The 21109-nt window shown below is 73.1% G+C and carries 20 protein-coding genes; 4 read left to right on the forward strand and 16 right to left on the reverse strand.

The features are described from left to right. Positions 1 to 3 precede the first annotated feature (3 nt). Positions 4 to 567 (forward strand): GIY-YIG nuclease family protein, encoded by a 564-nt coding sequence (locus ABIC61_RS14590; RefSeq protein WP_354030499.1) that lies wholly within the window; start codon positions 4 to 6, stop codon positions 565 to 567. A 110-nt stretch (positions 568 to 677) separates the two neighbouring features. Here the strand turns inward: ABIC61_RS14590 and ABIC61_RS14595 are convergent, their stop codons facing one another. The 4 genes from ABIC61_RS14595 to ABIC61_RS14610 form a co-directional block, all read right to left on the reverse strand. Next, positions 678 to 1649 carry a putative endonuclease domain-containing protein gene (locus tag ABIC61_RS14595; protein ID WP_354030500.1) on the reverse strand — a complete coding sequence of 324 codons (972 nt, stop codon included), beginning with the start codon at positions 1647 to 1649 and terminating at the stop codon, positions 678 to 680. Positions 1650 to 1683: 34 nt separating this feature from the next. Beyond that, positions 1684 to 2352, reverse strand: coding sequence for an RES family NAD+ phosphorylase (locus ABIC61_RS14600; RefSeq protein WP_354030501.1), 669 nt, complete (start codon positions 2350 to 2352; stop codon positions 1684 to 1686). Beyond that, positions 2349 to 2897, reverse strand: coding sequence for a hypothetical protein (locus ABIC61_RS14605; RefSeq protein WP_354030502.1), 549 nt, complete (start codon positions 2895 to 2897; stop codon positions 2349 to 2351). The genes ABIC61_RS14600 and ABIC61_RS14605 overlap by 4 nt, the downstream gene beginning before the upstream one ends. 93 nt (positions 2898 to 2990) lie before the next feature. Further along, a complete protein-coding gene (locus ABIC61_RS14610) occupies positions 2991 to 3242 on the reverse strand; it encodes a DUF4287 domain-containing protein (RefSeq protein ID WP_144750181.1) in 252 nt (83 codons plus the stop codon). A gap of 132 nt (positions 3243 to 3374) precedes the next feature. Here ABIC61_RS14610 and ABIC61_RS14615 point away from each other — a divergent pair, with 132 nt between their 5' ends. From ABIC61_RS14615 to ABIC61_RS14625, 3 genes are read left to right on the forward strand one after another with little or no spacing between them, the layout of a single operon-like run. Beyond that, complete coding sequence (locus ABIC61_RS14615; RefSeq protein WP_354030503.1) at positions 3375 to 4499, forward strand: amino acid ABC transporter permease; 1125 nt, start codon at positions 3375 to 3377, stop codon at positions 4497 to 4499. Continuing rightward, positions 4499 to 5272 carry an amino acid ABC transporter ATP-binding protein gene (locus tag ABIC61_RS14620; protein WP_354030504.1) on the forward strand — a complete coding sequence of 258 codons (774 nt, stop codon included), beginning with the start codon at positions 4499 to 4501 and terminating at the stop codon, positions 5270 to 5272. The genes ABIC61_RS14615 and ABIC61_RS14620 overlap by 1 nt, the downstream gene beginning before the upstream one ends. Before the next feature lie 41 nt (positions 5273 to 5313). Continuing rightward, positions 5314 to 6327, forward strand: coding sequence for a transporter substrate-binding domain-containing protein (locus ABIC61_RS14625; RefSeq protein ID WP_354030505.1), 1014 nt, complete (start codon positions 5314 to 5316; stop codon positions 6325 to 6327). Between the two features lie 525 nt (positions 6328 to 6852). Here ABIC61_RS14625 and ABIC61_RS14630 read toward each other — a convergent pair. The 12 genes from ABIC61_RS14630 to ABIC61_RS14685 all read right to left on the reverse strand — a co-directional run bounded on the left by ABIC61_RS14630 (position 6853) and on the right by ABIC61_RS14685 (position 21035). Beyond that, on the reverse strand, positions 6853 to 7950 hold the full coding sequence (locus tag ABIC61_RS14630; RefSeq protein ID WP_354030506.1) for an LLM class flavin-dependent oxidoreductase: 1098 nt from the start codon (positions 7948 to 7950) through the stop codon (positions 6853 to 6855). Then, positions 7950 to 9143: an LLM class flavin-dependent oxidoreductase gene (locus ABIC61_RS14635; RefSeq protein WP_354030507.1), complete on the reverse strand. Its 1194-nt coding sequence runs from the start codon at positions 9141 to 9143 to the stop codon at positions 7950 to 7952. The genes ABIC61_RS14630 and ABIC61_RS14635 overlap by 1 nt, the downstream gene beginning before the upstream one ends. Beyond that, a complete protein-coding gene (locus ABIC61_RS14640) occupies positions 9140 to 10765 on the reverse strand; it encodes an ABC transporter substrate-binding protein (protein WP_354030508.1) in 1626 nt (541 codons plus the stop codon). The genes ABIC61_RS14635 and ABIC61_RS14640 overlap by 4 nt, the downstream gene beginning before the upstream one ends. Beyond that, positions 10762 to 12435: a dipeptide ABC transporter ATP-binding protein gene (locus ABIC61_RS14645; protein ID WP_354030509.1), complete on the reverse strand. Its 1674-nt coding sequence runs from the start codon at positions 12433 to 12435 to the stop codon at positions 10762 to 10764. The genes ABIC61_RS14640 and ABIC61_RS14645 overlap by 4 nt, the downstream gene beginning before the upstream one ends. Beyond that, positions 12432 to 13322, reverse strand: a complete 891-nt coding sequence (locus ABIC61_RS14650) for an ABC transporter permease (protein WP_354030510.1) — start codon at positions 13320 to 13322, stop codon at positions 12432 to 12434. The genes ABIC61_RS14645 and ABIC61_RS14650 overlap by 4 nt, the downstream gene beginning before the upstream one ends. Next, a complete protein-coding gene (locus tag ABIC61_RS14655) occupies positions 13319 to 14335 on the reverse strand; it encodes an ABC transporter permease (RefSeq protein WP_354030511.1) in 1017 nt (338 codons plus the stop codon). Before ABIC61_RS14655 ends, ABIC61_RS14650 begins: the two co-directional genes overlap by 4 nt. A gap of 40 nt (positions 14336 to 14375) precedes the next feature. Then, on the reverse strand, positions 14376 to 15755 hold the full coding sequence (locus ABIC61_RS14660) for an NtaA/DmoA family FMN-dependent monooxygenase (RefSeq protein WP_354030512.1): 1380 nt from the start codon (positions 15753 to 15755) through the stop codon (positions 14376 to 14378). Then, a complete protein-coding gene (locus tag ABIC61_RS14665; protein ID WP_354030513.1) occupies positions 15752 to 16954 on the reverse strand; it encodes an LLM class flavin-dependent oxidoreductase in 1203 nt (400 codons plus the stop codon). The genes ABIC61_RS14660 and ABIC61_RS14665 overlap by 4 nt, the downstream gene beginning before the upstream one ends. A 31-nt stretch (positions 16955 to 16985) precedes the next feature. Then, the gene (locus ABIC61_RS14670) at positions 16986 to 17345 is read right to left on the reverse strand and encodes a carboxymuconolactone decarboxylase family protein (protein WP_354030514.1); all 360 of its coding nucleotides are present in this window, start codon (positions 17343 to 17345) and stop codon (positions 16986 to 16988) included. 248 nt (positions 17346 to 17593) lie between these two features. Continuing rightward, positions 17594 to 18862 carry an LLM class flavin-dependent oxidoreductase gene (locus tag ABIC61_RS14675; protein ID WP_354030515.1) on the reverse strand — a complete coding sequence of 423 codons (1269 nt, stop codon included), beginning with the start codon at positions 18860 to 18862 and terminating at the stop codon, positions 17594 to 17596. Beyond that, positions 18859 to 19644 (reverse strand): LLM class oxidoreductase, encoded by a 786-nt coding sequence (locus tag ABIC61_RS14680; protein WP_354030516.1) that lies wholly within the window; start codon positions 19642 to 19644, stop codon positions 18859 to 18861. Before ABIC61_RS14680 ends, ABIC61_RS14675 begins: the two co-directional genes overlap by 4 nt. A 167-nt stretch (positions 19645 to 19811) precedes the next feature. Continuing rightward, entirely contained in the window at positions 19812 to 21035 is a 1224-nt protein-coding gene (locus ABIC61_RS14685) for an acyl-CoA dehydrogenase family protein (RefSeq protein ID WP_354030517.1), read from the reverse strand. Positions 21036 to 21109 lie beyond the last annotated feature (74 nt).

Genomic DNA, 21109 nt, shown 5'->3' on the forward strand with positions numbered 1-21109 from the left:
GGCATGGTCGCCCTCTCGTGCTGCGCGCCCGGTTGCGACGCCGGTGCGGTCCGCGGGTTCGCGGTGCCGCTGTGCGCGGGGCACATCGCGCTCGTCGTCGACGCCGCCACCGAGCACCCCGGCGTCGAGGACGCCCTGCCCGGACCGTGCCCGGTGTGCGGCTCACGGATCGGGGTGCGCTTCCCGTCCGGCACCGTGTGCGCGACGTGCGAGTGGCGGTGGGGCGACGTGCCCGACGGGGACCTCGCTCCCCCACGCGTCGACGTCGTCTACTACCTGCGGATGCGCGACGACTTCGGCGACCGGATCAAGATCGGGACGACGACGAACCCGCGGCAGCGGCTTGCGGCGATCCCGCACCAGGACCTGCTCGGGTTCGAGCGAGGCGACCGGACCCTCGAGCGCCGGCGGCACGCGCAGTTCGCCGCGACGCGGTACCCGGGCACGGAGTGGTTCCGGGTGACGCCGGAGCTGCTGGAGCACGTCGGGACCGTGGCCGCCGGGGTCAGCGACCCGTGGGAGCTGCACGCCCGGTGGACGAGCGAGGCGCTGGCGCTCCGCGGCTGATCGGGCGGGCGGGCCGGCGCGGCGGCGAGTCTCGCACTGGGCGACAGTCCTCGCGCCCCGGACCGCGAGGACTGTCGCTGAGCCCGAGACTCGGACCGGCGGACGCGAGGTCACCGGGCGTAGGCGTCGACGAACAGCGCGCCGCGGATCTCCCGCAGCGTGTCCGCCAGGCGGGCGACGGTACGGCCGGAGATGCCGGAGACCTCGAGGTCGTGGGGGCCCAGGGCCTGCAGCCGACCGGTGCGGATGCGCACGACCTCCCACCCGACGCCCCGCACCGCACGGTCCTTCCGGCGATCCGTCTCCTGCCGGGGGCCGACGTGCTCGAGGCCGTGGCGCCCGGTCGAGTCGTACTCGATCGCCACCCGGAGCTCCGGCAGGATGATGTCCGGCCAGACCTCGACGTGGTCGAAGAACGGCCGGTCGAGCCGGATCGCCGAGTGGTCGAACGTGAAGGCGAACCGTTCCGCGAGCGCGGCACGGAGCTCGGCCTCGACCGCGGAGGCCGTCGCCGGGGCGCACATGCTCGTGAACGACTCCCCGGAGGGCAGCCGCGGGGTCTTCGGGCAGATCGACCGCGGGACCGCTGCGGGTCGGGGTCGAGGGGGCGCACCGGGCTCGGGGCGGTGCGGACGGGACCGTGCGGAGGCGACCGCACCCGCCGGGGTCCCCCGTACCGGTGCGGCGGGCAGGGTCTGTCGACCGGTCACCCGCACGACCCGCTGCGGCACGGGCACCGCGGCCGGCCAGTCCGACGGCAGGACCGGCCACCGCTGCGGCTGGGCCTGGACGGCGCACTCGGGGCACCAGACCGACCGCCGACGTTCACGACCCGGGCGGGAGCGCTGCTCGGCCGGCGTCGCGACGAACACGTGCCCGACGTCGCACTCCCACGTCAGCAGGACCTCGGCCGCGGGCGGCACCTGGCTCAGGACGAGGCCGTGGTTCCAGTCCGGGTGGTACTGCCGGACGAGCACCGGGTACGAGGCCCACTCGGCGCGGAACTCCCCCACGGCGTACGGCACCGGGACACCGCGCGACCACTGTCGGCGGCGCCACCACGCGTCGACGGGTTCGGCCACGTCGTCACGCTAGGCACGACCACCGACAAGCGCGTCAGGACCCGGGTGGTTCCGCGAAGGTGAACCGTTCGGGACCGGCATCCGACCCGTCGTCGAGCACCCGGATGCCCGCTTCGCGGCAGGCGGTCACACCGTCGCGGTGCACACGCTCGGGTCGTGGCCGCTTCGGGACGCCGGCCGTGCCGAACACCGCCCACGCGTTCGCCGGCGCCGCACTGGTGAACCGGGTGCTGTACCGGACCCCGGCGAACCCGGCGGCGTCGAACGCCCTCGCCCAGGCCTGTGGCACGCGGTAGTCGCCCATCGTCTGCAGCTCGGCACCGACGCCGAACCGGACGGCACCGGGGTGGGTCACGTCGGCGAACGCCCGGCCGCGCGACGCTCGGGCGGCCACCACGACCATCTCCCGCGCACGGGCGGCGAAGACGGTGTTCGTGTCCAGGACGTGGTGCGCCAGACGCTCCCGCACGGCGACCTCGACGGAGTCCGCCCAGTAGCAGGTGCCCCGCGGCGGGGCGAGGTCGAACCGGCCGCCGTCGATCCCGTCGGCGTCGGGCTCGGTGCTCGCGAACCACCACGCACCGCGGTCGTGCCGTTTCGCCCGGTAGAAGGTCGTGCCCCGGGACTCCTCGCTCGGGAACGCGGCGAGGTCGAGGTCGTCGCGCGGCGGGCGCTGGGCGACCTCGTTCCGGCGGGGCGTCACGCGTCCGCAGCCCAGGCGTGCGCAGCTCGGCGGGCCGCGGCGAGCACCTGCTCGTCACGACCGTCGCGGAGCGCCTCGGCAGCAGTGGTGCCGCCGAACGCGTCGGCCGGGGTGTTCAGCCAGAGTGCGCTGCCCCACGGGTCGATCCGGTCCGGGTCGATGAGCGCGAGCACCTGCCGCAGGTTCGGCAGCGGCGTCCCGGTCACGCCGAACTGGAACGAGGGGAACACCAGACTGCCGTCGCCGATCTTCAGGCCGATGAGGTCCCGCTTCGCCGTCGCCTTGCTGAGCGCCTGCCGCGTCACCCCGCGCCAGGCGGCCAGGGTCGGGGTGTCGTAGAACGGGCCGAGCAGTGCATCGGCCTCGTGCTTGCCGGACGGCAGCGCCGCCACCATCCGGTCGGCGAGCACCTCGATGTCGGCGCCGGAGTCGAGCGCCCCGTCGACCCGGTCGAGCACCAGTCGGCTCCGGAGCGCCGTCAGGAGCGCTTCGACCCGGTCGGTCGGCCGCCCGGTTGCAGCGTGTGCTCGTGCTGTCGTCGCCATCGTGAGCCTCCTGCTGATCGGGTGCACAGCGTCAACCGTGTCAACCAATCCTGTCGCACGAACGACAACCATGTCAACCATCTCGGCGACAGCTCAGCCCGCGAGCGCGTTCCGCACGTAGGCGACCACCGCGTTCGCGTGCCCGTGGCCCAGACCGTGCTCGTCCTTGAGCCAGGCGACGACCTCCATGTGCTTGTGGTCGTCCAGGCGGTCCGCGACGATGTCGAGCCAGTCCTGGACCGGGCGGCCGTACGTCTTCTCGATGCTCGGGAAGTACGACGCCGGCCCCTTCGGCACGGCGCCGTCGGCCGGGGGCTCGGGTGCGGTCACACGGTGTGCGGTCATGCCGGTCACGATAGCCGTCGCGGCACGTCACAGAGCGTCATCCACAACCGGTGTGTGACGCCGCGTTCCGTCCCGTGCCGATGTGTTGCACCCCGCGTTGTCGCATCCCGCCGCACCTCCTACGGTCGCGACATGACCCAGACCACCGACACGGAGCGGGACGCCGTGACCTGCCCCGACGGCGCGAGGAGCGTGACGGACGCGCACCGCGCCTCCAGTCCGAACGGAAGTCAGGCCGGAAGCCCGACCGACGCGACCATCGACGCCGCCGGACGCGCCGCGCTCGACCGGCCGGTCGTCCCGCTCCGTCACCCGCTGCGCTGGATCGCGGCCGCGATCGTCCTCGTGGTGCTCCTGAACTTCGTCGAGACGCTCTTCACGAACGAGCAGTGGGGCTGGCCGGCGGTCGGCAAGTGGCTGTTCAGCCCGGCGATCCTGACCGGCCTGCAGCTCACCCTCGTCGCGACGGCGCTGAGCGCCGTGATCAGCTTCGCCGGCGGCGTCGTCGTGGCGATCGCCCGGCTCTCGCGCAACCCGGTGCTGTCCGGGCTCGCCTGGGGCTACGTGTGGCTGTTCCGCTCGGTGCCGCTCATCCTGGTGCTCGTCTTCCTGTACAACCTCGGGTCGCTGTACCCGACGATCGGCATCGGCGTTCCGTTCGGACCCCAGCTCGAGGTCCCGACCGCGAACGTCCTCGGTGACCTGGCGATCGGTGTCATCGGGCTGAGCCTCAGCGAGATCGCCTACGCCTCGGAGATCGTCCGCGCCGGCGTGCTCGCCGTCGACCACGGGCAGCACGAGGCCGCGCAGGCCCTGGGGCTCCCCCGTCGCCGCCAGTTCGTGCGGGTGATCCTGCCGCAGGCGCTCCGCTCGATCGTGCCGGCGTTCGTGAACCAGATCGTCGGACTGCTCAAGGCGTCGTCGCTGCTGTTCTACGTGTCGCTGCTCGACCTGTTCGGTGTCGTCCAGAACCTGTCGAGCACCTACCCGACGGACATCGTCCCGCTGCTCGTCGTCGCGACGCTCTGGTACCTGGCGCTCACGAGCGCGGTGTCGGTCGTGCAGTACTACGTCGAGCGCTGGACGGCCCGCGGCTCGGTCCGCGCGCTGCCGCCGACACCGTTCCAGCGACTGCGGGCTGCGGTCCGGCACGGCGCGGGTCGCCGGCCTGGAGGCGCGGATCGCCGTGCCGAGGCCGCCGCGGCCGAGCGGGCGGTCACCTCCGGCACCTCCACCACGAACGACAGGGCCATCTGATGAGCGCGACCATCGGCATCCACGGCGCAGTGAAGGCGTTCGGCTCGCAGACGGTGATCGACGGCGTCGACCTGTCGCTGCCGTCCGGGAGCGTCACCGTCATCCTCGGGCCGTCCGGATCCGGCAAGTCCACGCTGCTGCGGGCGATCAACCACCTCGAACCCCTCGACCGTGGTGTCGTGACCGTCGGCGGCGAGACCATCGGCGTCCGGGTGCGGACCGGTCGTGACGGGGTCCCCCGCTACAAGGAGCTGCCCGAGCGGCTGATCCTGCGGCAGCGCTCCCGGATCGGCTTCGTGTTCCAGCACTTCAACCTCTTCCCGCACCTCACCGCGCTGGAGAACGTGGCCGAGGGTCCGATCGCCTCCGGCGTTCCCGCCGCCACGGCGAAGGCCCGGGCGCAGACGCTGCTCGAACGCGTGGGCCTCGGCGACCGCGGAGCCACCCGGCCGCGCCAGCTCTCCGGCGGGCAGCAGCAGCGCGTGGCCATCGCCCGGGCCCTGGCACTCGTGCCCTCGGTGGTGCTGCTCGACGAACCGACCTCGGCGCTCGACCCCGAGCTGGTCGGCGAGGTCCTCGGCGTCATCAAGGACCTCGCCGAGTCCGGCACGACGCTCGTCATCGTGACGCACGAGGTCGCCTTCGCCCGCGAGGTCGCCGACCACGTCGTCTTCCTCGACCACGGCCGCATCGTCGAGCAGGGGCCACCCGCGCAGCTCATCGACGACCCGCAGCACCCCCGCACGCGCGACTTCCTGTCCCGCGTCCGCTGAACTCCCCACCCGTTCCGACGTACCACGCACCCTGGAGAACCATGTCCCCGATCACCCCCTCCCGCTGGCGGAACCGCGCCGGCGCACTCGTCCTCGCTGCCGGAGTCGTCGTCGCCCTGGCCGGCTGCGCTGCGAACGCCAGCGCCGGCACCGGCTCGGACGACGGCACCGTCACGATCGGAGCAGCGTCGAACGGCGCCGCCACCGAGACGAAGGTGTCCGTGCAGGAGGACTCGAAGCTCCACGACGAGCTCCCGGCCGACGTCAAGGAGTCCGGCAAGCTCGTCATCGGCATCGGCGCCCTGCCGTCCGGGTACCCGCCCCTCGCGTTCACCGGGGACGACCAGAAGACCCTCACCGGTTCGGAGCCCGACATCGGTCGCCTCGTCGCCGCGAAGCTCGGCCTCGAACCGCAGGTCAAGAACGCGACCTGGGACAACCTGTTCGTCGGCATCGACGGCGGCTCGATCGACGTCGGCCTGTCCAACGTCACCGTGACCGAGCAGCGCAAGGAGAAGTACGACTTCGCCTCGTACCGCCAGGACAACCTCGCACTGCAGGTGAAGAAGGGCAGCAGCCTGACGTTCGACGGCGACCCGTCCGTGCTCGCTGGCAAGACGATCGCCACCGACTCCGGGACGAACCAGGAGAAGATCCTGCTCGGGTGGAAGGCCGACCTCGAGAAGCAGGGCAAGACCATCACCGTGAAGTACTACCCGGACGCGAACTCGAAGCTCCTGGCCGTGCAGTCCGGCAAGGTCGATGGCTACCTCGGCCCGAACCCGACGATCGCGTACCAGAACAAGCAGAACGCGGGGACGGCCAAGGCGACGACGACCGCCGGCACGTACTCGGGTGCGGGCGCCGACCTGCAGGGGCTCATCGCGGCGACCACCAAGAAGGGCAACGGGCTGGCCGCGCCGGTGCAGCAGGCCATCAACGAACTCATCGACGACGGCACCTACGCCAAGTGGCTCAAGGCGTACAACCTGTCGAACGAGGCCGTGCAGCAGTCCGAGCTCAACCCGGAGGGCCTGCCGCTCGACGCGAGCTGACGCCGCACGCGCTGTCCGACACCCCCGTGGCCGTCCTGGCCGCGGGGGTGTCGTCGCGCGTGGGGTCGGCGGACCGACTCGGTGCGACAACGCCGACGTCGTACGACAGCGGATCGGTCGCCCGTTGCACGCGCGGGCATTCGCGACCGCGGGACAGCGACAACGCCGACGTCGTACGACATCGGATCTGTCGCATCGAGTCCGCACTCCCGATCGGCCGAGCCCACGGCACCGTCGCACCGACACCGCACGCGTCGATCGACTCGCGTGCCGTCGCCGGCGGCGTGCTCGCCGGACGCCGGACTCAGTGCGACAACACCGACGTCGTACGACCGCGGATCCGTCACCCGTTGCACGCGCGGGCATTCGCGACCGCGGGACAGCGACAACGCCGACGTCGTACGACATCGGATCCGTCGCATCGAGTCGGCAGCCCGACAGGCACGCGCCGGACGCGCGCTCACGACGGACGGGAGGCGCGGTGCCGGCTGGCACCGCGCCTCCCGTCCGCTGCAGCGTCGCGTCTCAGGCCGCGACGGCCTCCGCAGGCACGGTCGAGCCGTGCGCGTCGGCAGCCGTCCAGAGGGTCGTCGGGTACGCCGCGCGCACCACCGGCACGACGTCGGCGGCGAACCGCTCCAGCGTCGCGAACTGGTCCGCCAGCGGCAGCGTCGTCGGCAACGACACCGACTGCAGGTCCGTCCCGAGTCGCTCGTGGAAGCGCCCGATCTTGTCGACGACCTGCTGCGGGATTCCGACGAGCGCCGGTCCATCGGCCACGGCGTGGTCGATGTCGCGGAACGGCGTGTTGTTCCCGGGGACGTCCCGGCGCGCGACGAGGCCCTCGTAGACCGGGCCGTAGAGCGCCTTGGCCTCCTGCGAGGTCGACGCGACGAAGATCCCGCCGGCACCGGCCCCGGCACCGACGTACGGCGTCCGGTCGGTGTGCCCGGCCTCGGCGAACGCCTGCCGGTACCGGTCGACGAGCACGCCGTAGGCCTCGAGGGGTTGGATCGCGTTGGCGCTGAACAGCGGGTCGCCCCACCGTGCGGCGAGTTCGACCGACACCGTGGACGATGCCGAGCCGTGCCAGACGCGCGGGCCTCCCGGGCGGAAGGGGCGTGGCAGCGTGGTGATGCCCTGCTGCGGGTGGGTGGCGGGCCCGCCCGCCCAGTCAGCGGGCGCCGGGCCCCAGAACGCCCGCAGCGCCGCGTACTTCTCGGCCAGCAGGTCCCACTGGTCGGCGAGGTCGAGTCCGAAGATCGGGTACTGCAGCACCTCGTTGCCCTTGCCGACCGTCAGCTCCAGCCGGCCGCCGGAGAGCTGGTCGACGGTCGCGTAGTCCTCGGCGACCCGGACGGGGTCGAGGATCGACAGCACGGTGACGCCGGTCTGCAGGCGGATGCGCGAGGTCGAGGCCGCGATCGCCCCGAGCAGCACGGTCGGTGCGGCGGACAGGAACGGTCCGGCGTGCCGCTCCCCCACGGCGAAGGAGTCGAACCCGAGCTCCTCGACGAACCGGGCGGTCTCGACGACGGACGCCAGGCGCTCGGACGGCGGGACGATGTGCCCGGTGACCGGGTCCTCCTGGTACGGGACGATGTCGAGCAGCTGGAACCGCATCAGCGAACCGCCCCGGCCGGCACGGACTCGGTCGCGGACGCGGACGCTGACGCTGACCGAGAGCGGTCCGGCGCACCGGCGTCGGCCCGTCGCGCCCACTCCGCCGCGAGCAGCTCGTAGGAGCGCACCCGCGCGTCGTGGTCGTGCGTGATCGTGGTGACGAGGAGTTCGTCCGCCCCGGTCGCTCGGCGCAGCGTCTCGAGCTGGTCCGCGACCGTACCGGCGTCGCCGACGAACCGCGTGGCGATGCGGTCCGCGACCGATGCCGCCGCGGCGTCGTCCAACGGGTGCTCCCGCGCCCAGTCGGGCGTCGGGTACTCGATCGCCCCGACGCCGGAGCGGATCGAGTGCACCCACTGGCCGTAGCCGAGCGCGAGTTCGGACGCCTCGGCGGTGTCCCGGCCGACGACGACGTCCGCCGACACGATGACGTGCGGGGCGTCGAGCACACCCGGCCGGAACGCATCGCGGTAGGCCTGCACCGACGCCAGGACGGTGCCCGGCGACGTGTGGTAGTTCGCGCCGTAGGGCAGGCCGAGACTCCCGGCGGCCCGTGCACTCGCTCCCCCGGTGGAGCCGTGGATCCAGAGTTCGACCGGGGCGTCGGCGGCGGGCGGCGCCTCGACGACCTTGCCGTCGTGCGACCACGTGCCGGCGAACAGCGCCCGGATCAGGTCGAGTTCGCCCTCGAACCGGTCGACGTCGCCCGGCACCCGACCGAGCAGCTCGCCCTGCAGCGCGAACCGGCTGCGCGGGGCGATCCGGAAGTCGAACGGTGCCGGGATGAGCAGCCCGTCGACCACCTCGTCCTCGCGCGGCGCGAGGGACGGCGGCTTCGGGGTACCGGGCGCGGGGGCACCGGACCGGCCGAGACCGAGGTCGATCCGCGGCCCGTACAGCGCCGCGAGCGTGCCGAACGTCTCGGCGGTCTGCAGCCCGCGGACGTTGCCGACCAGGGTCGCCGCGCTGCCGACCCGGATCGTCGAGGTCGCGGCGGCCACGGCGCCGATCACGATGTTCGGCGCACTGCCCGCGACGCCGGGGTTGAGGTGGTGCTCGGCGAGCCAGTACCGGGCGTACCCGGCACGCTCGGCGTGCTGCGCGAGGTCCACCGTCCGGTGCAGCGCCTGCGCGGCGGTGGACCCGGCGCTGACCGGGACGAGGTCGAGGATCGACAGGGGAACGGCGGTCATGCTGCGTCCTTCCAGGCACCGGTGAGCTGGTCGAGGCGGGTGTCCGCGCCGAACGCGATGCCGTGCACGTCCTTGGCGGTGGCGATGATGCTCGTGAGCTCGTGCACCGGGACGAAGTCCACCTGCGAGGCGATCCGCTCCTGGATCGCCGCGAACGTGGCGGTGCGGTCGGTGCCTGACGACTGCGAGAGCTCCTTCGTGAACAGGGCGTCGAGCGTGCCGTCGCCGGCACCGATCGACTGGGCACCGTCGCTCGAGAACTTCGAGCGGAGGACGTCGCCGTCGGCGCGCGAGTTGTTGTCCCACGCGATGTCCCAGTCACCGCTCGTCGTGTTGGCGAGGTACTGCGGGACCGTGCCGCTCTCCAGGGTGAGGCCGACGCCGACCTTCTTCAGCTCCTGCTGGATGAGTTCGAGCGAGGTCTGGTTCGGCCCGAAGTTCGTGATCCAGATGAGCTTGAGCTGCAGCTTCTGGCCGTCCTTCGCGCGGATGCCGTCCGATCCCTTCTCCCACCCGGCTGCTTCGAGCGCCTTCTTCGCCGCGGAGGGGTCGTACGAGATCGCCGACGAGGTGTCGGTGTAGCCCGGGGTGGTCGAGCCGAGCACCGAGGTCGCGACCTTGAACAGGTCGTTCAGGGACGTGTCCCGCACGGTCTTCGGGTCGACGGCCTGCGCGATCGCCTTGCGGACGACGAGGTCGGACACGAGCGGGCGCTTCTGGTTGAACGTGAGACCGAACACCTGCCCGGGGTTCGCGCGGGTGACGAGTTCGTACTGCGACTGCAGCGTGTCGACGTCGCTCGGCTGCACGCTGCTGATGGCGTCGAGCTGACCGGACTGCAGGCTGCCGGTGCGGACGCTCGCTTCCGGGACGACCTGGAACGTCACCTTGGACAGGTGCGCCGCGCCGGCGTTCGACCGCGCGGCGGGGCCCCAGTCGTAGTCCTTGCGCTTCGTGAGGACGGTGGAGGTGTTCTTCGTGTACGACGACAGGGTGAACGGCCCGGTCCCGATGACGGCCTTGCCGTCGGCCCGGTCGTCGAACGGCGTCTCGGTCGTCTTCGGCGCGATGATGCCGAGCGCGACCGACGCGGTGGCGTTCGGGAACGCGGCGTTCGGCGTCGTGAAGTCGACCTCGACGGTGTCGTCGTCGATGACCTTCGTCTCCCGGTAGCCGGAGAAGTACGCGGCGGCGGTGCTCGACGCACCGGCCTTCGCGATGTCGTCGAACGTGTCCTTGACCGCGGTCGCGTCGAACGCCGACCCGTCGGAGAAGGTCACACCGGAGCGCAGGTCGAACGTGAACGCGGTGGCGTCGGCGTTCGCCGAGTACTTCGTCGCGAGCCAGGGCTTGAGCGAGCCGTCGGACGGGTCCTGCCAGAGCAGCGAGTCGACGAGCTGCCGGGTGATGGCGAGCGTGTCGTTGCCGGCGCCGGTGCCCGTCGGGTTGAGCGTGATCGGGTCGTTCGCGATCGCGTAGGTGAGCGACCCGCCGTCGACCGGCTTCGACGACGAGGACGACGACGCGGTGCTGCCCGACGAGCAGCCGGCCATCACCAGGGCCGCCGCGGTGCCGGCCGCGATCGCGGCCACCAGACGGATCGGGGTGCGGTGGATGGTCATGAGACTCCTTCGGGTGCGGCAGCGCCGTCGACGACGACGCCTGCGGGGTCGGGTGCGACCCGCCGGGATCGTCCGGGGATCGCGTCGAGCAGGGCACAGGTGTACTCGTGCTGCGGGTGGTGGAGGACGTCGGCGACACCGCCGTGCTCGACCACGCGCCCGCCCCGGAGGACGGACACCTCGTGGGCGATGCGGCGGACGACGGCGAGGTCGTGGGAGATGAACAGGTACGAGACGCCGAGTGTCTCCTGCAGTGACGCGAGCAGGTCGAGGATCTGCGCCTGCACGGACACGTCGAGCGCCGAGACCGGTTCGTCGAGGACGACGAACGACGGGTCGAGCGCGAGGGCCCGGGCGATCGCGACGCGCTGCCGCTGACCGCCCGACAGCTCCGACGGTCGACGTGCCGCCGCCGAGGCGGGCAGGGCCACGAGGTCGAGCAACTCCGCGGCGCGGGCCGCACGGGACCGCCTGGTGCCGATGCCGAACGCCGCCAGCGGATCGGCGATGATCGACCCGACCGACAGCCGCGGGTGCAGGGCCGCGTACGGGTTCTGCTGCACGATCTGCGCGCGGCGCCGGTACGCCCGCAGCGCCGCACCGCGGGCCGCGGTCACGTCGTCGCCGTCGAACCGGACGGTGCCCGCGTCGGCGCGCTCGAGACCGAGCACGAGCCGTGCCGTCGTCGACTTCCCGGACCCGGACTCCCCCACCAGCGCGAGGGTGCGGCCGCGCGGGACGGTCACGTCGACGCCGTCGACGGCGGCCACGCGGGCGAAGGACTTCCGCAGGCCGGTCGCGACGACGAGCGGGTCCGCAGGGTCGGCCTGGAGGCGCGGGGCGGCTCCCACGGACACGGTCACGTCGTCGAGACTGGGCGCCGCTGCGATGAGCGCGCGGGTGTAGGCCTCGCGGGGTGCGCCGAGCACCTCGGCGGGGGTGCCCTGCTCGACGATCCGGCCCTCGGACATCACGACGATCCGGTCGGCCCGGTCTGCGGCGACCCCGAGGTCGTGGGTGATGAAGAGGACGCTGGTCCCCCGCTCGGCGACGAGCCGGTCGAGGTGGTCGAGGATCGTCCGCTGCACGGTGACGTCGAGGGCGCTCGTGGGCTCGTCGGCGACGAGGAGTTCCGGGTCGCCGATCAGCGCGATGGCGAGGAGCACGCGCTGCCGCATGCCGCCGGAGAGCTCGTGCGGGTACTGCTTCGCGCGCAGCTCCGGGCGGTCGATCCCGGCGCGGCGGAGCTCCTCCACGGCGCGCTCGTGTGCATCTGCCCCCGTTGCGATGCCGTGGATCTCGAGCACCTCGGCGACCTGCCGGCCGATCCGCGTGACGGGGTTGAGGGAGACGGTGGGGTCCTGCGGGACGAAGCCGATCCGGACGCCGCGGACACGACGCACCTCGGCGTCGGAAGCGGTGACCAGGTCGAGGTCCGCTGAACCGGCGGCGGTCCCGGAGAGCCGCACCGTGCCTCCAGTCAGGTCGGCCGCTGCGGGCAGGAGCCGGAGGACCGCGTGCGCCGTCGTCGACTTGCCCGAACCGGACTCGCCGACGATCGCGACGCGTTCGCCGCGGCCGACGTCGAGGGAGACGCCGTGCAGTGCGGTGCGCGCGTGCCGGCCGTGGCCGTACGCGACCGTGAGGTCGCGGATGCTGAGGAGGCTCATCGGACGGCCCGCCGTTCGGTGTCGAGGGCCCGGGCGACGCGGTTGCCGGCGAGCACCGTGACCGCGATGACGAGACCCGGGATGGTCGTCAGCCACCACGAGGTGGCGATGTAGTCGCGGCCGGTCGAGACGAGCGAGCCCCACTCCGGTGCCGGCGGCTGGGCACCGTAGCCGAGGAAGCTCAGGCTCGAGACGGCGAGGATCGCGGTGCCGAACTCGAGCGCGGCGAGGACGAGCACGGGGCCGGCCGCGTTCGGCAGCACGTGCACCAGGAGCACCCGCCACCAGCGGTTCCCGTTCGCGGTGGCCGCCTCGACGTACTGGGCGGTGCGGACGCGGACGACCTCGGAGCGCATGATCCGGGCGATGGTGGCGATGCTCGCGACGCCGACCGCCACCGCGACGTTCACGGTGCCGAACCCCAGGACGGTGACGATCGTCAACGACAGCAGCAGGCTCGGGATGGCGAGCAGGACGTCCGCGACGCGCATGAGCACCGTGTCGACCACCCCGCCGACGAACCCGGCGAGGAGCCCGAACACCGAGCCGCCGACGAGCCCGATGAGGGTCGCGAGGATCGCCGCCTGCAGGGTGAGCGCGGTGCCGTGCACGACCCTGGCGTACAGGTCGCGGCCGAGCTGGTCGGTGCCGAACCAGTGCGCGGCGTCCGGCGCGGTGAGCTTCACGGCCGGGTCCGCGGCGAGCGGGTCGTGGTGGCTCAGGGCTCCGGGGAGCAGCGCGGCGAGGACGACGAGCGCGAGCCAGAGGACCGCCACGGTGAGCGTCGGCCGGGCGACGAGGCCCCGGAGTGCGGTCGCGCCGCCGGGGACGCGGTCGGTGACGAGCGACGCGGGACGGCCGATCGCGAGCTGCGTGGTCTCGGTCATGCGGGGACCGCCTTCGGTTCGGTGGCGTCGGACGGGGTGGCACCCGGCGTCGCGCAGTCCTGCTCCCGCAGCTTCCGGCGGCTCCCCGCCAGGACGACCCGCGGGTCGAGGAGCGGGTACACGAGGTCGACGACGAGGTTCGCGACGACGAAGATCGCCGCGGCGACGAGCACGATGCCCTGCACGACGGGGATGTCCTGCCCCTGCACGGCGGTCGCGGTGACCCGGCCGAGGCCCGGGCGGGAGAACACCGTCTCGGTGACGACGGTGCCGGAGAACAGCTGTCCGACGATGAGGCCGGTCACGGTGAGTGCCGGCAGCGCGGCGTTCTTCAGCGCGTGCCGGAGCTGCACCCGCCACCGTCCGGCGCCCTTGGCGTACGCGGTGTCGACGTACGGCTCACGGAGCGTCGCGACCAGGGACTTCGACAGCAGCTGGGCGATCGTCGCACCGGTGGGCAGCGCCAGGGTGATCGCCGGCAGGACGACCGACGACGGTCCCTCGCCGCCGAACGCCGGGAACACGTGCAGGCCGAACGAGAACCACTGCACGAGCAGCAGGGCGAACCAGAAGCCGGGCACGGCGACGCCGATCGGGGGCAGCTGGAGCAGGAACTGGCCGAGGGCGCGGTTCCGGGTCCACGTCGCCAGCACGGCGACGCCACCGCCGAACACGATCGCGAGCAGCAGGCCGACGACGGCGATCTGCGCGGTCGGCCCGACGGCTTCGCCGATGACCTCGGTGACGGGTCGTCCGACGCCGATCGAGCGACCGAGGTCGCCGGTCAGCAGTGAACCGAGGTGCTGGAAGTACTGCACGAGCACGGGCTGGTCGAGTCCGTACTGGTGTCGGAGGGCGTCGAGCTGCGCCTGCGTCACGTCGGTGGCGTCCGGACCGAGCATGATCCGGGCGGGGTCGCTCGGCAGGACGTACAGGACGAAGAACGAGATCGTCCACGCCGCCCAGAGCACGAGCACCGCCTGCCCGATGCGCGAGAGCACGTACCGGGTCACGCCGCCACCGCCGTCCGTGCGGGCGTCCAGCCGAGCGCCGTCACGCGAGGACCCCCCGGCGGTCTCGGATGTTCCCCGGCAGGCCGAGCGTCTCGCGGAGCGTCGCGCCCTCGGTGTAGGACTCCCGGTACACGCCGCGCTCCTGCAACAGCGGGACGACCGTGTCGACGAACTCGTCGAGGCCGTACGGGTTGGTGTGCGGGACGACGACGAAGCCGTCGGTCGCGCGCTCCTGGACGTACCGGTCGATCTCGGCGGCGATGTGCGACGGCGTCCCGACGAACCCGCCGCGCGTCGACACGCGGATGACCAGGTCACGGATCGACAGCTTCTCCGCAGCAGCGAGGTCACGCCAGGACTGCACGAGCGCGGGGACGTCGCGGGTGTGCCGGGCGCGGCCGCGGGTGATCGCGACGCCGTCGAGGTCCGGCTCGACGTCGGGCAGCGGGCCGTTCACGTCGTACCCGGACAGGTCGCGGTTCCACACCTGTTCGAGGAACGCGATCGCCGTGGCCGGGCTGACCTGGGCGCGCTGGATCGCCCGGGCCCGCTCGGCGGCGTCCGCCGGCGTGTCACCGAGGACGAAGGTCGACGCCGGCAGGATGTGCAGCTCGTCCTTCGAGCGGCCGACGCGCTCGAGTCGCGCCGTGATGTCGTCGTAGTAGGACTTCGCGTCGTCGAACTCGGTGTGCAGCGAGAAGATCACCTCGGCGTGCGCCGCGGCGAGGTCACGCCCCTCGTCGGAGTCGCCGGCCTGCACGACCACCGGGTGCCCCTGCGGGCTCCGCGGCACCGGGAACGTCCCGGTGACGTCGAACTGGGGGCCGTGGTGGTCGACGTCGCTGATGCGGGAGCGGTCGGCGAAGGGGCCACGCGCGAGCCCGGCGGCGGCCGGGTCCGCCACCACTGCGTCGGACTCCCACGAGTCCCAGAGCTCACGGGACAGCTCGATGAACTCCGCCGCCCGCGTGTACCGGTCGGCGTGGTCGAGGAATCCGCCTCGACGGAAGTTCGCGCCGTGGAACGCGTCCGAGCTGGTCACGACGTTCCAGCCGGCGCGTCCGTCGGTGAGGTGGTCGAGCGTCGCGAGCTGCTTCGCGAGTTCGAGCGGCTCGTTGAACGTGGTCTGCAGCGTGCCGACGAGCCCGATGTGATCGGTGACCCCGGCGAGGGCGGCGAGGATCGCGAGCGTGTTCGGGCGCCCGACGACGTCGAGGTCGTGGATGCGGCCCTTCTGCTCGCGGAGCCGCAGGCCCTCGGCGAGGAACAGGTAGTCGAACAGCCCGCGCTCAGCGTTCCGGGCGAAGTGCTCGAACGACGAGAACGCGATCTGGCTCTCGGCCCGGTCGTCGCTCCAGATCGTGGTGTTGTTGACTCCAGGGAAGTGGGCGGCGAGGTGGACCTGACGCTTGGCGCTCATGCTGAGACCTCCACGGGTGCGGAACCGGAGACGGACGCGTACCGGCTGACCGCCGGGGCGATGCCGAGCCGCGTGCGCAGGTCGGCGGTGGGACGCGAGGCCACGTCGGCGCGGAGGCCGGCCGTGACGAGCGCGGGGACGAGCTCGCGGGCGATCGCCGTGGAATCGAGCGGGATGCGCAGCGGGCGGAGCCTGACGCCGGCGAACTCGAGGTCCCGCAGGTCACCGATCAGCGTCACGAGCTCGGGCACGGTCGTGGCCAGCACGGACGTGTCGGACCCGGACCCGACCGCGTACGGCACACCCGCGGCGGCGTCGAGCGCTGCGAGCTGATCGGCGGCCTCGGCCGCCGACGACCCGATGAGCACCGCGAGGTCGGCGAGGACCGGACGACGGACGTCAGAACCGGCCGCCTGCTCAGCGTCACGGACGAGTGCCAGCGCGTCCCGTGCCTCCAGGCCGCCGTACCCGGGCGTGACCAGCACGACGTCCGCAGCGTCGACGGCGAACGCGGCCGCGTCGGCGCGGTGCGCCAGCGAGAGGACCGGCGGTCGACCCTGCGGCGACCGCGGCACGATCGACGCGCCGTGGACCGAGACGAAGGAGCCCTCGAACTCCGCGTTGTGGATGCGGTCGCGGTCGATGAACCGGCCGGTGGTCACGTCGCGGATGATCGCGTCGTCGTCCCAGCTGTCCCAGAGTCGCGAGACGACCTCGGCGACCTCGCGCGCCTCGTCGAACAGGTCGCCGGCGGTGTCGCCGCCGGGGCGGCGCCCGAAGAGCGCGGCTTCACGGGGCGTCGGGCTGACCTGGACCCGCCACCCGGCTCGCCCCCGCGAGACGTGGTCGAGGGTCTGGAGGCCCGTGGCGACGTGGAAGGGCTCGGTGTGCGTCACCGAGACGGTCGGCACCAGACCGATCGCGCGGGTCGCGGGCGCGACCGCGTTCGCGACGAGGAGCGCGTCGAGGCGACCGACGACCGTGCCCGTGTCGAGGTCACCCGCCGCGTCCACCGGACCGGCGGTGAAGGAGTCCTCGATCGTGACGGCGTCGACGCCGAGTCGGTCCTGCTCCACGACGACGTCGCGCCAGTGCCGGAGGCTGGTGAGGCGCTGCGCCGCGGGGCCGGCGGTGCGCCAGGCGGCGGGGTGCCAGCCGGCGCCCTGCAGGGCGGTGACGAGGGTGATGCGGTCGGGCATGGGGTGCGCTTCCGTCGGGTGTGGTCGGTGGTCAGTGCTCGTGCGGGGCGGGAGTCGCGGCGTCGGCGCCGAACTTGAAGCCGAGGCGGCCGTGGGCGAACCCACCGCCGGCGCGGATGGCCGTGGCGACCCAGGCGGCCTCGGCGAGTTCGGCCTCGTTCGCGCCGGCCTTCACCGCGCGCTGGCTGTGGCCGTCGATGCAGTAGACGCACTGCGTGGTGATGCCGACCGCCAGCGCGATGAGCTCCCGGTACTTCAGCGGGATCTCGCGGCCCTCGGGCTGGAACACCGACTCGTCGAACTGGACGAAGGCCTTGAGGATGTCCGGGGTCTGCTGCTTGTAGACCTTCGTGAAGGTCTTGTCGTGCTCGCGGTCGAGGTAGTCGGTCATGGTGGCGACGCTATGACCGACCGGGCCCGGGGACGACGGGTGTTGCGGAGCGTGACCGGGCGTTGCGTCGTGTGACGCGGTGCCGTCGCCGCGGCGTCACACGACGTCACGCGCGCGCGGGGCTGCGCCCTCGCACGGTGCGAGGGCGACGTGCGGTGCGAGGTTCCGCGCGTGGTGCGAGGCGCCGGGACTCCCACCGTGGGCGGAACCTCGCACACTGCGGACGCCGGCCCGCCCGCCGCGGGCGCCTACAGCCCGCGCGCCCGCGCGCCGAGCCGCCCGCGCAACGTGACGTCCTCGTACTCGCGGTGGAACACTCCGCGACGCTGCAGGATCGGTACGAGCTCGTCGACCACGGTCTCGAGGCCGCGCGGGAACTCGTCGATCATCAGGTTGAACCCGTCGGCGGCCCCGGTCCGGTACCACTCCTCGATCGTGTCGGCTGCCTGCTCCGGCGTGCCGACGACGATCCGGGCGCCGTACCCGCCGAAGCCGCGCAGGACCTCTCGCAGGGAGGTGTTGTGGGAGCGGACCCAGCGGACGACGGTCTCGTGGTACCCGAGCGAGGGGCCGTACGTCACGGGGTCGACCTCGCGGTCCAGGATCGCCGCGGGGATCGGCGCCTCGGGGTCGAGGTCGGTGAGGTCGGCGTCGAGGTGCGTCCCGAGCGCCCGGAGCGAGTACCCGTCCGGGGCGAGGGCTTCGAGCTCGTCGAACCGCCGCTGCGCCTCGGCCTCGGTGCTCCCGAGCACGAGCGACAGACCGGGGACGATCGCCACGTCTGCCGCGCGCCGACCGTAGGTCTCGGCCGCCTGCTTCACGGCACGGTAGTGCTCCCGCGCGGGCTCGGGCGTCAGCTCGACGGCGAACACGCCCTCGGCGACCCGGGCAGCGAGGTCCCGCCCGTGCGGCGAGCCCCCGGCCTGGAAAACCACCGGGTGCCCCTGCGCCGAGGGCGGGACGCTGATCGCCCCCGCGAACTCGGTGAACTCGCCGTGGTGGTCGACGGGGACCCCGGTGGCGGCGGACCGCCAGAGCGCCTGGACGAGGTCGACGACCTCCCCGGCGCGGGCGTACCGCTCCGGGCGCTCCGGGTTCGTCGCGACGCCGAAGTTCGCGGACACCGACCGGTCGTAGGTCGTCACCGCGTTCCAGGCCACGCGGCCGCCGGAGACCGTGTCGAGCGACAGCAGCCGCTCGGCGAGGTCCACCGGGTCGTTGTAGGTGGTCGAAGCCGTCCCGACGAGCCCGAGGTGGGTCGTCGCGTCGGCGATCGCCCCGAGCGCCACGAACGGTTCGAGCAGCCCGTACGCGCGCACGTTCGGGTCGCCGAGCGCGGGGTGGTCGGCGAAGAACACCATGTCGAGCAGCCCGCGTTCCGCGATCCTGCCCAGCTCGCCCCAGAACTCGGCGGTGAGCAGGTCGGTCGGCTCGACGTCCTGGGTCCGCCAGGCCGCCGGCCGCTGGCCGAAGCCCTGCAGGTTGACCCCGAGGACGAGCCCGGCGTCGGCGCTCATGCGCCGACCGTCGCGGGGACGGGCAGGCCGAGCAGGTCGCGGAGCGTCCGTCGGTCGGTCGCCGTGTCGGTCGTCGGACTGGAGGCGCGGCTCGACTCCGACACGTCGGCCGCGGCCGGCAACGGGATGAGCGGGTGCGCGACGCCGGTGTCGTCGCGGTGGGCACCGAGCACCAGGTCGGCGCCCTCGTACGCGACGTCGTGCCAGACCGCGAGGACGGGTTCGCCCTGCCGGCTCGACGGCGTCGTCAGCGGCCCGCGGACCCGGTAGCCGCCCGGTCCGCCGTCGTGGTCGAGCGGGCGGATCCGCGTGGTGTCGGCGAACCGGCCCGCCTCGCGGTCGCCGACGATGCTGTCGAGGGGCCACGTCCGCCAGAGGCCGCGCACGACCTCGGCGAACTCGGCCACGTCGTGCTGCTCAGCCGTCACCGGAAGCCTGTGGTCCCGCGCGCCGACGACGAGTCCGACCCGGGCGTCCAGGACGTGGTCGAGGGACAGCACCCGGCGGGCGACGTTGTAGGGGTGCTCCCGGGTGGGTGCCGCCGCGACGAGCAGCCCGTGCGTGGGCAGCGCACGGCCGAGGGCGAGCGCCGCCGTCGTCGGGTCGAGTCGGTGACCACGACCGCGTTCGAGGTCGAAGCGGTCGGTGCCGATCGCGACGGCCACGGCACCGGAGGCCCGGATCCGGTCGGCGAGCCGGGCGATCCCGCCGGGTCGGGCAGCGGCCGCTGCGAGGTCGGCGTCCGGCACGGTGACGATCGTCGGTGCGGGTGTCTCGGTCACGGTGGGCCCCTCCCGGTGCGAGCGTTCGGTACGCGCGCTCGTTGCGTGCAGAGCGGCCCGCCACCCCGCCTCCCCTGCGTCCGTGGCGGGCCGTTGCCGACGACCGTACGGGGCGGAGCGGGCTCGCCGGGTGCAGGTGTCGTCGGGTTGCGCCTCGTGACGGCGGGTTACGCCCGGTCGAGCGGACTGGCGCCGTTCACGAGCAGGTCGCCGACGATGCGCCGCTTGTGCACGCGCGGGTTGTGGGACGCCAGGGTCCGGGCGTTCCGCCAGTGCCGGTCGAGGCCCAGGGAGCGGAAGGTGCCGCTCGACCCGAGGGCGTCGAACACGAGCGTGGTCGCGTCGAGCACGGCGTCGGTGACGACCGTCTGCGCCTGGGCGACCGCGATCCAGCTCCGCTCGAGGGCGGCGCGCAGGACGGGGTCCGTCGACGGGTCCGCCCCGGTCGCCCGGAGTTCCGTGTGCCGGTCGACGGCGGCGTCCACCGGCCCGAGGCTCGCGGTGAACGCGGCGTCGGCGGCGTACACCCGGGCAGCGACGGTGCCGATCGTGCCGAGCAGCTCGGGGTCCTGCGTCGGGTCCTCGGCGGTGCCGTTGTGGTGCCCGCGGGCTCGGGAGCGCAGCGCCGCGATCCCCTCACGGAGCGACGCCCGCCCGATGCCGACGAGGATCGCGTGCATCACCGTCTGGTAGTACTGCTCCTGGTACGGGTAGCGCGTCGCGTACGGCAGCACCCGCTCGTCGGGGACCCGCACGTCGGTGTACGCCACGCTCCCGCTGCCGGTGATCCGTTGCCCGAAGCCGTCCCAGTCGTCGCCGATCTGCACGCCCGGGTCCCGGGCGTCCACGAGTGCGATGAACCGCGCTCCGGTGTCGTCGAGCGCCAGCACCGTGATCCACCGCGCGTAGACGCTGCCGGTCGAGTAGAACTTCCGGCCGGTCACGCGCCAGCCGCCGTCCGAGTCGCGGGTGATCCGGGTGGTGATGTCGACGCCTGCGGTGTTCGGGGTCTCGCTCCACCCGCCGCCGACGAACTCGCCGCCCCCGAGTCGCGCGACGATCTCCTGGTCGAACGGGCTCCCCTCGGCGTGCACCCGGTCCTCGATGAACGAGAAGTGGTTCCGCCACACGTGCGCGAGGTTCGGGTCGACCTCGGCGATCTCGGCGATCGCGCGGAAGACGTCCGACAGGCGGGCACCGACCCCGCCCCACTCGACCGGGGTGCGCCAGCGGGCGAACCCGGCGTCGACGAGCCACCCGAGCTGGTCGGTGGCGAGCCGTTCCTCGCGTTCCCGCTGCCGGGCGTCGACGGCGATCCGGTCGATCACCGGTCGGAGCGGCGCGATCAGTTCCTCGTAGCGGGCGTCGGCCGGGATCTCACTCGGGCACATGGCGGCACGCTACCGGCGGGCAGGCGTCCGGCTCGTGCCCACCGCAATCCGGCGTCACACCCGCGCGCGGACGG

Origin of the sequence: Curtobacterium sp. 1544 (genome assembly GCF_040544915.1) — a bacterium.
Classification (GTDB): domain Bacteria; phylum Actinomycetota; class Actinomycetes; order Actinomycetales; family Microbacteriaceae; genus Curtobacterium; species Curtobacterium pusillum_C.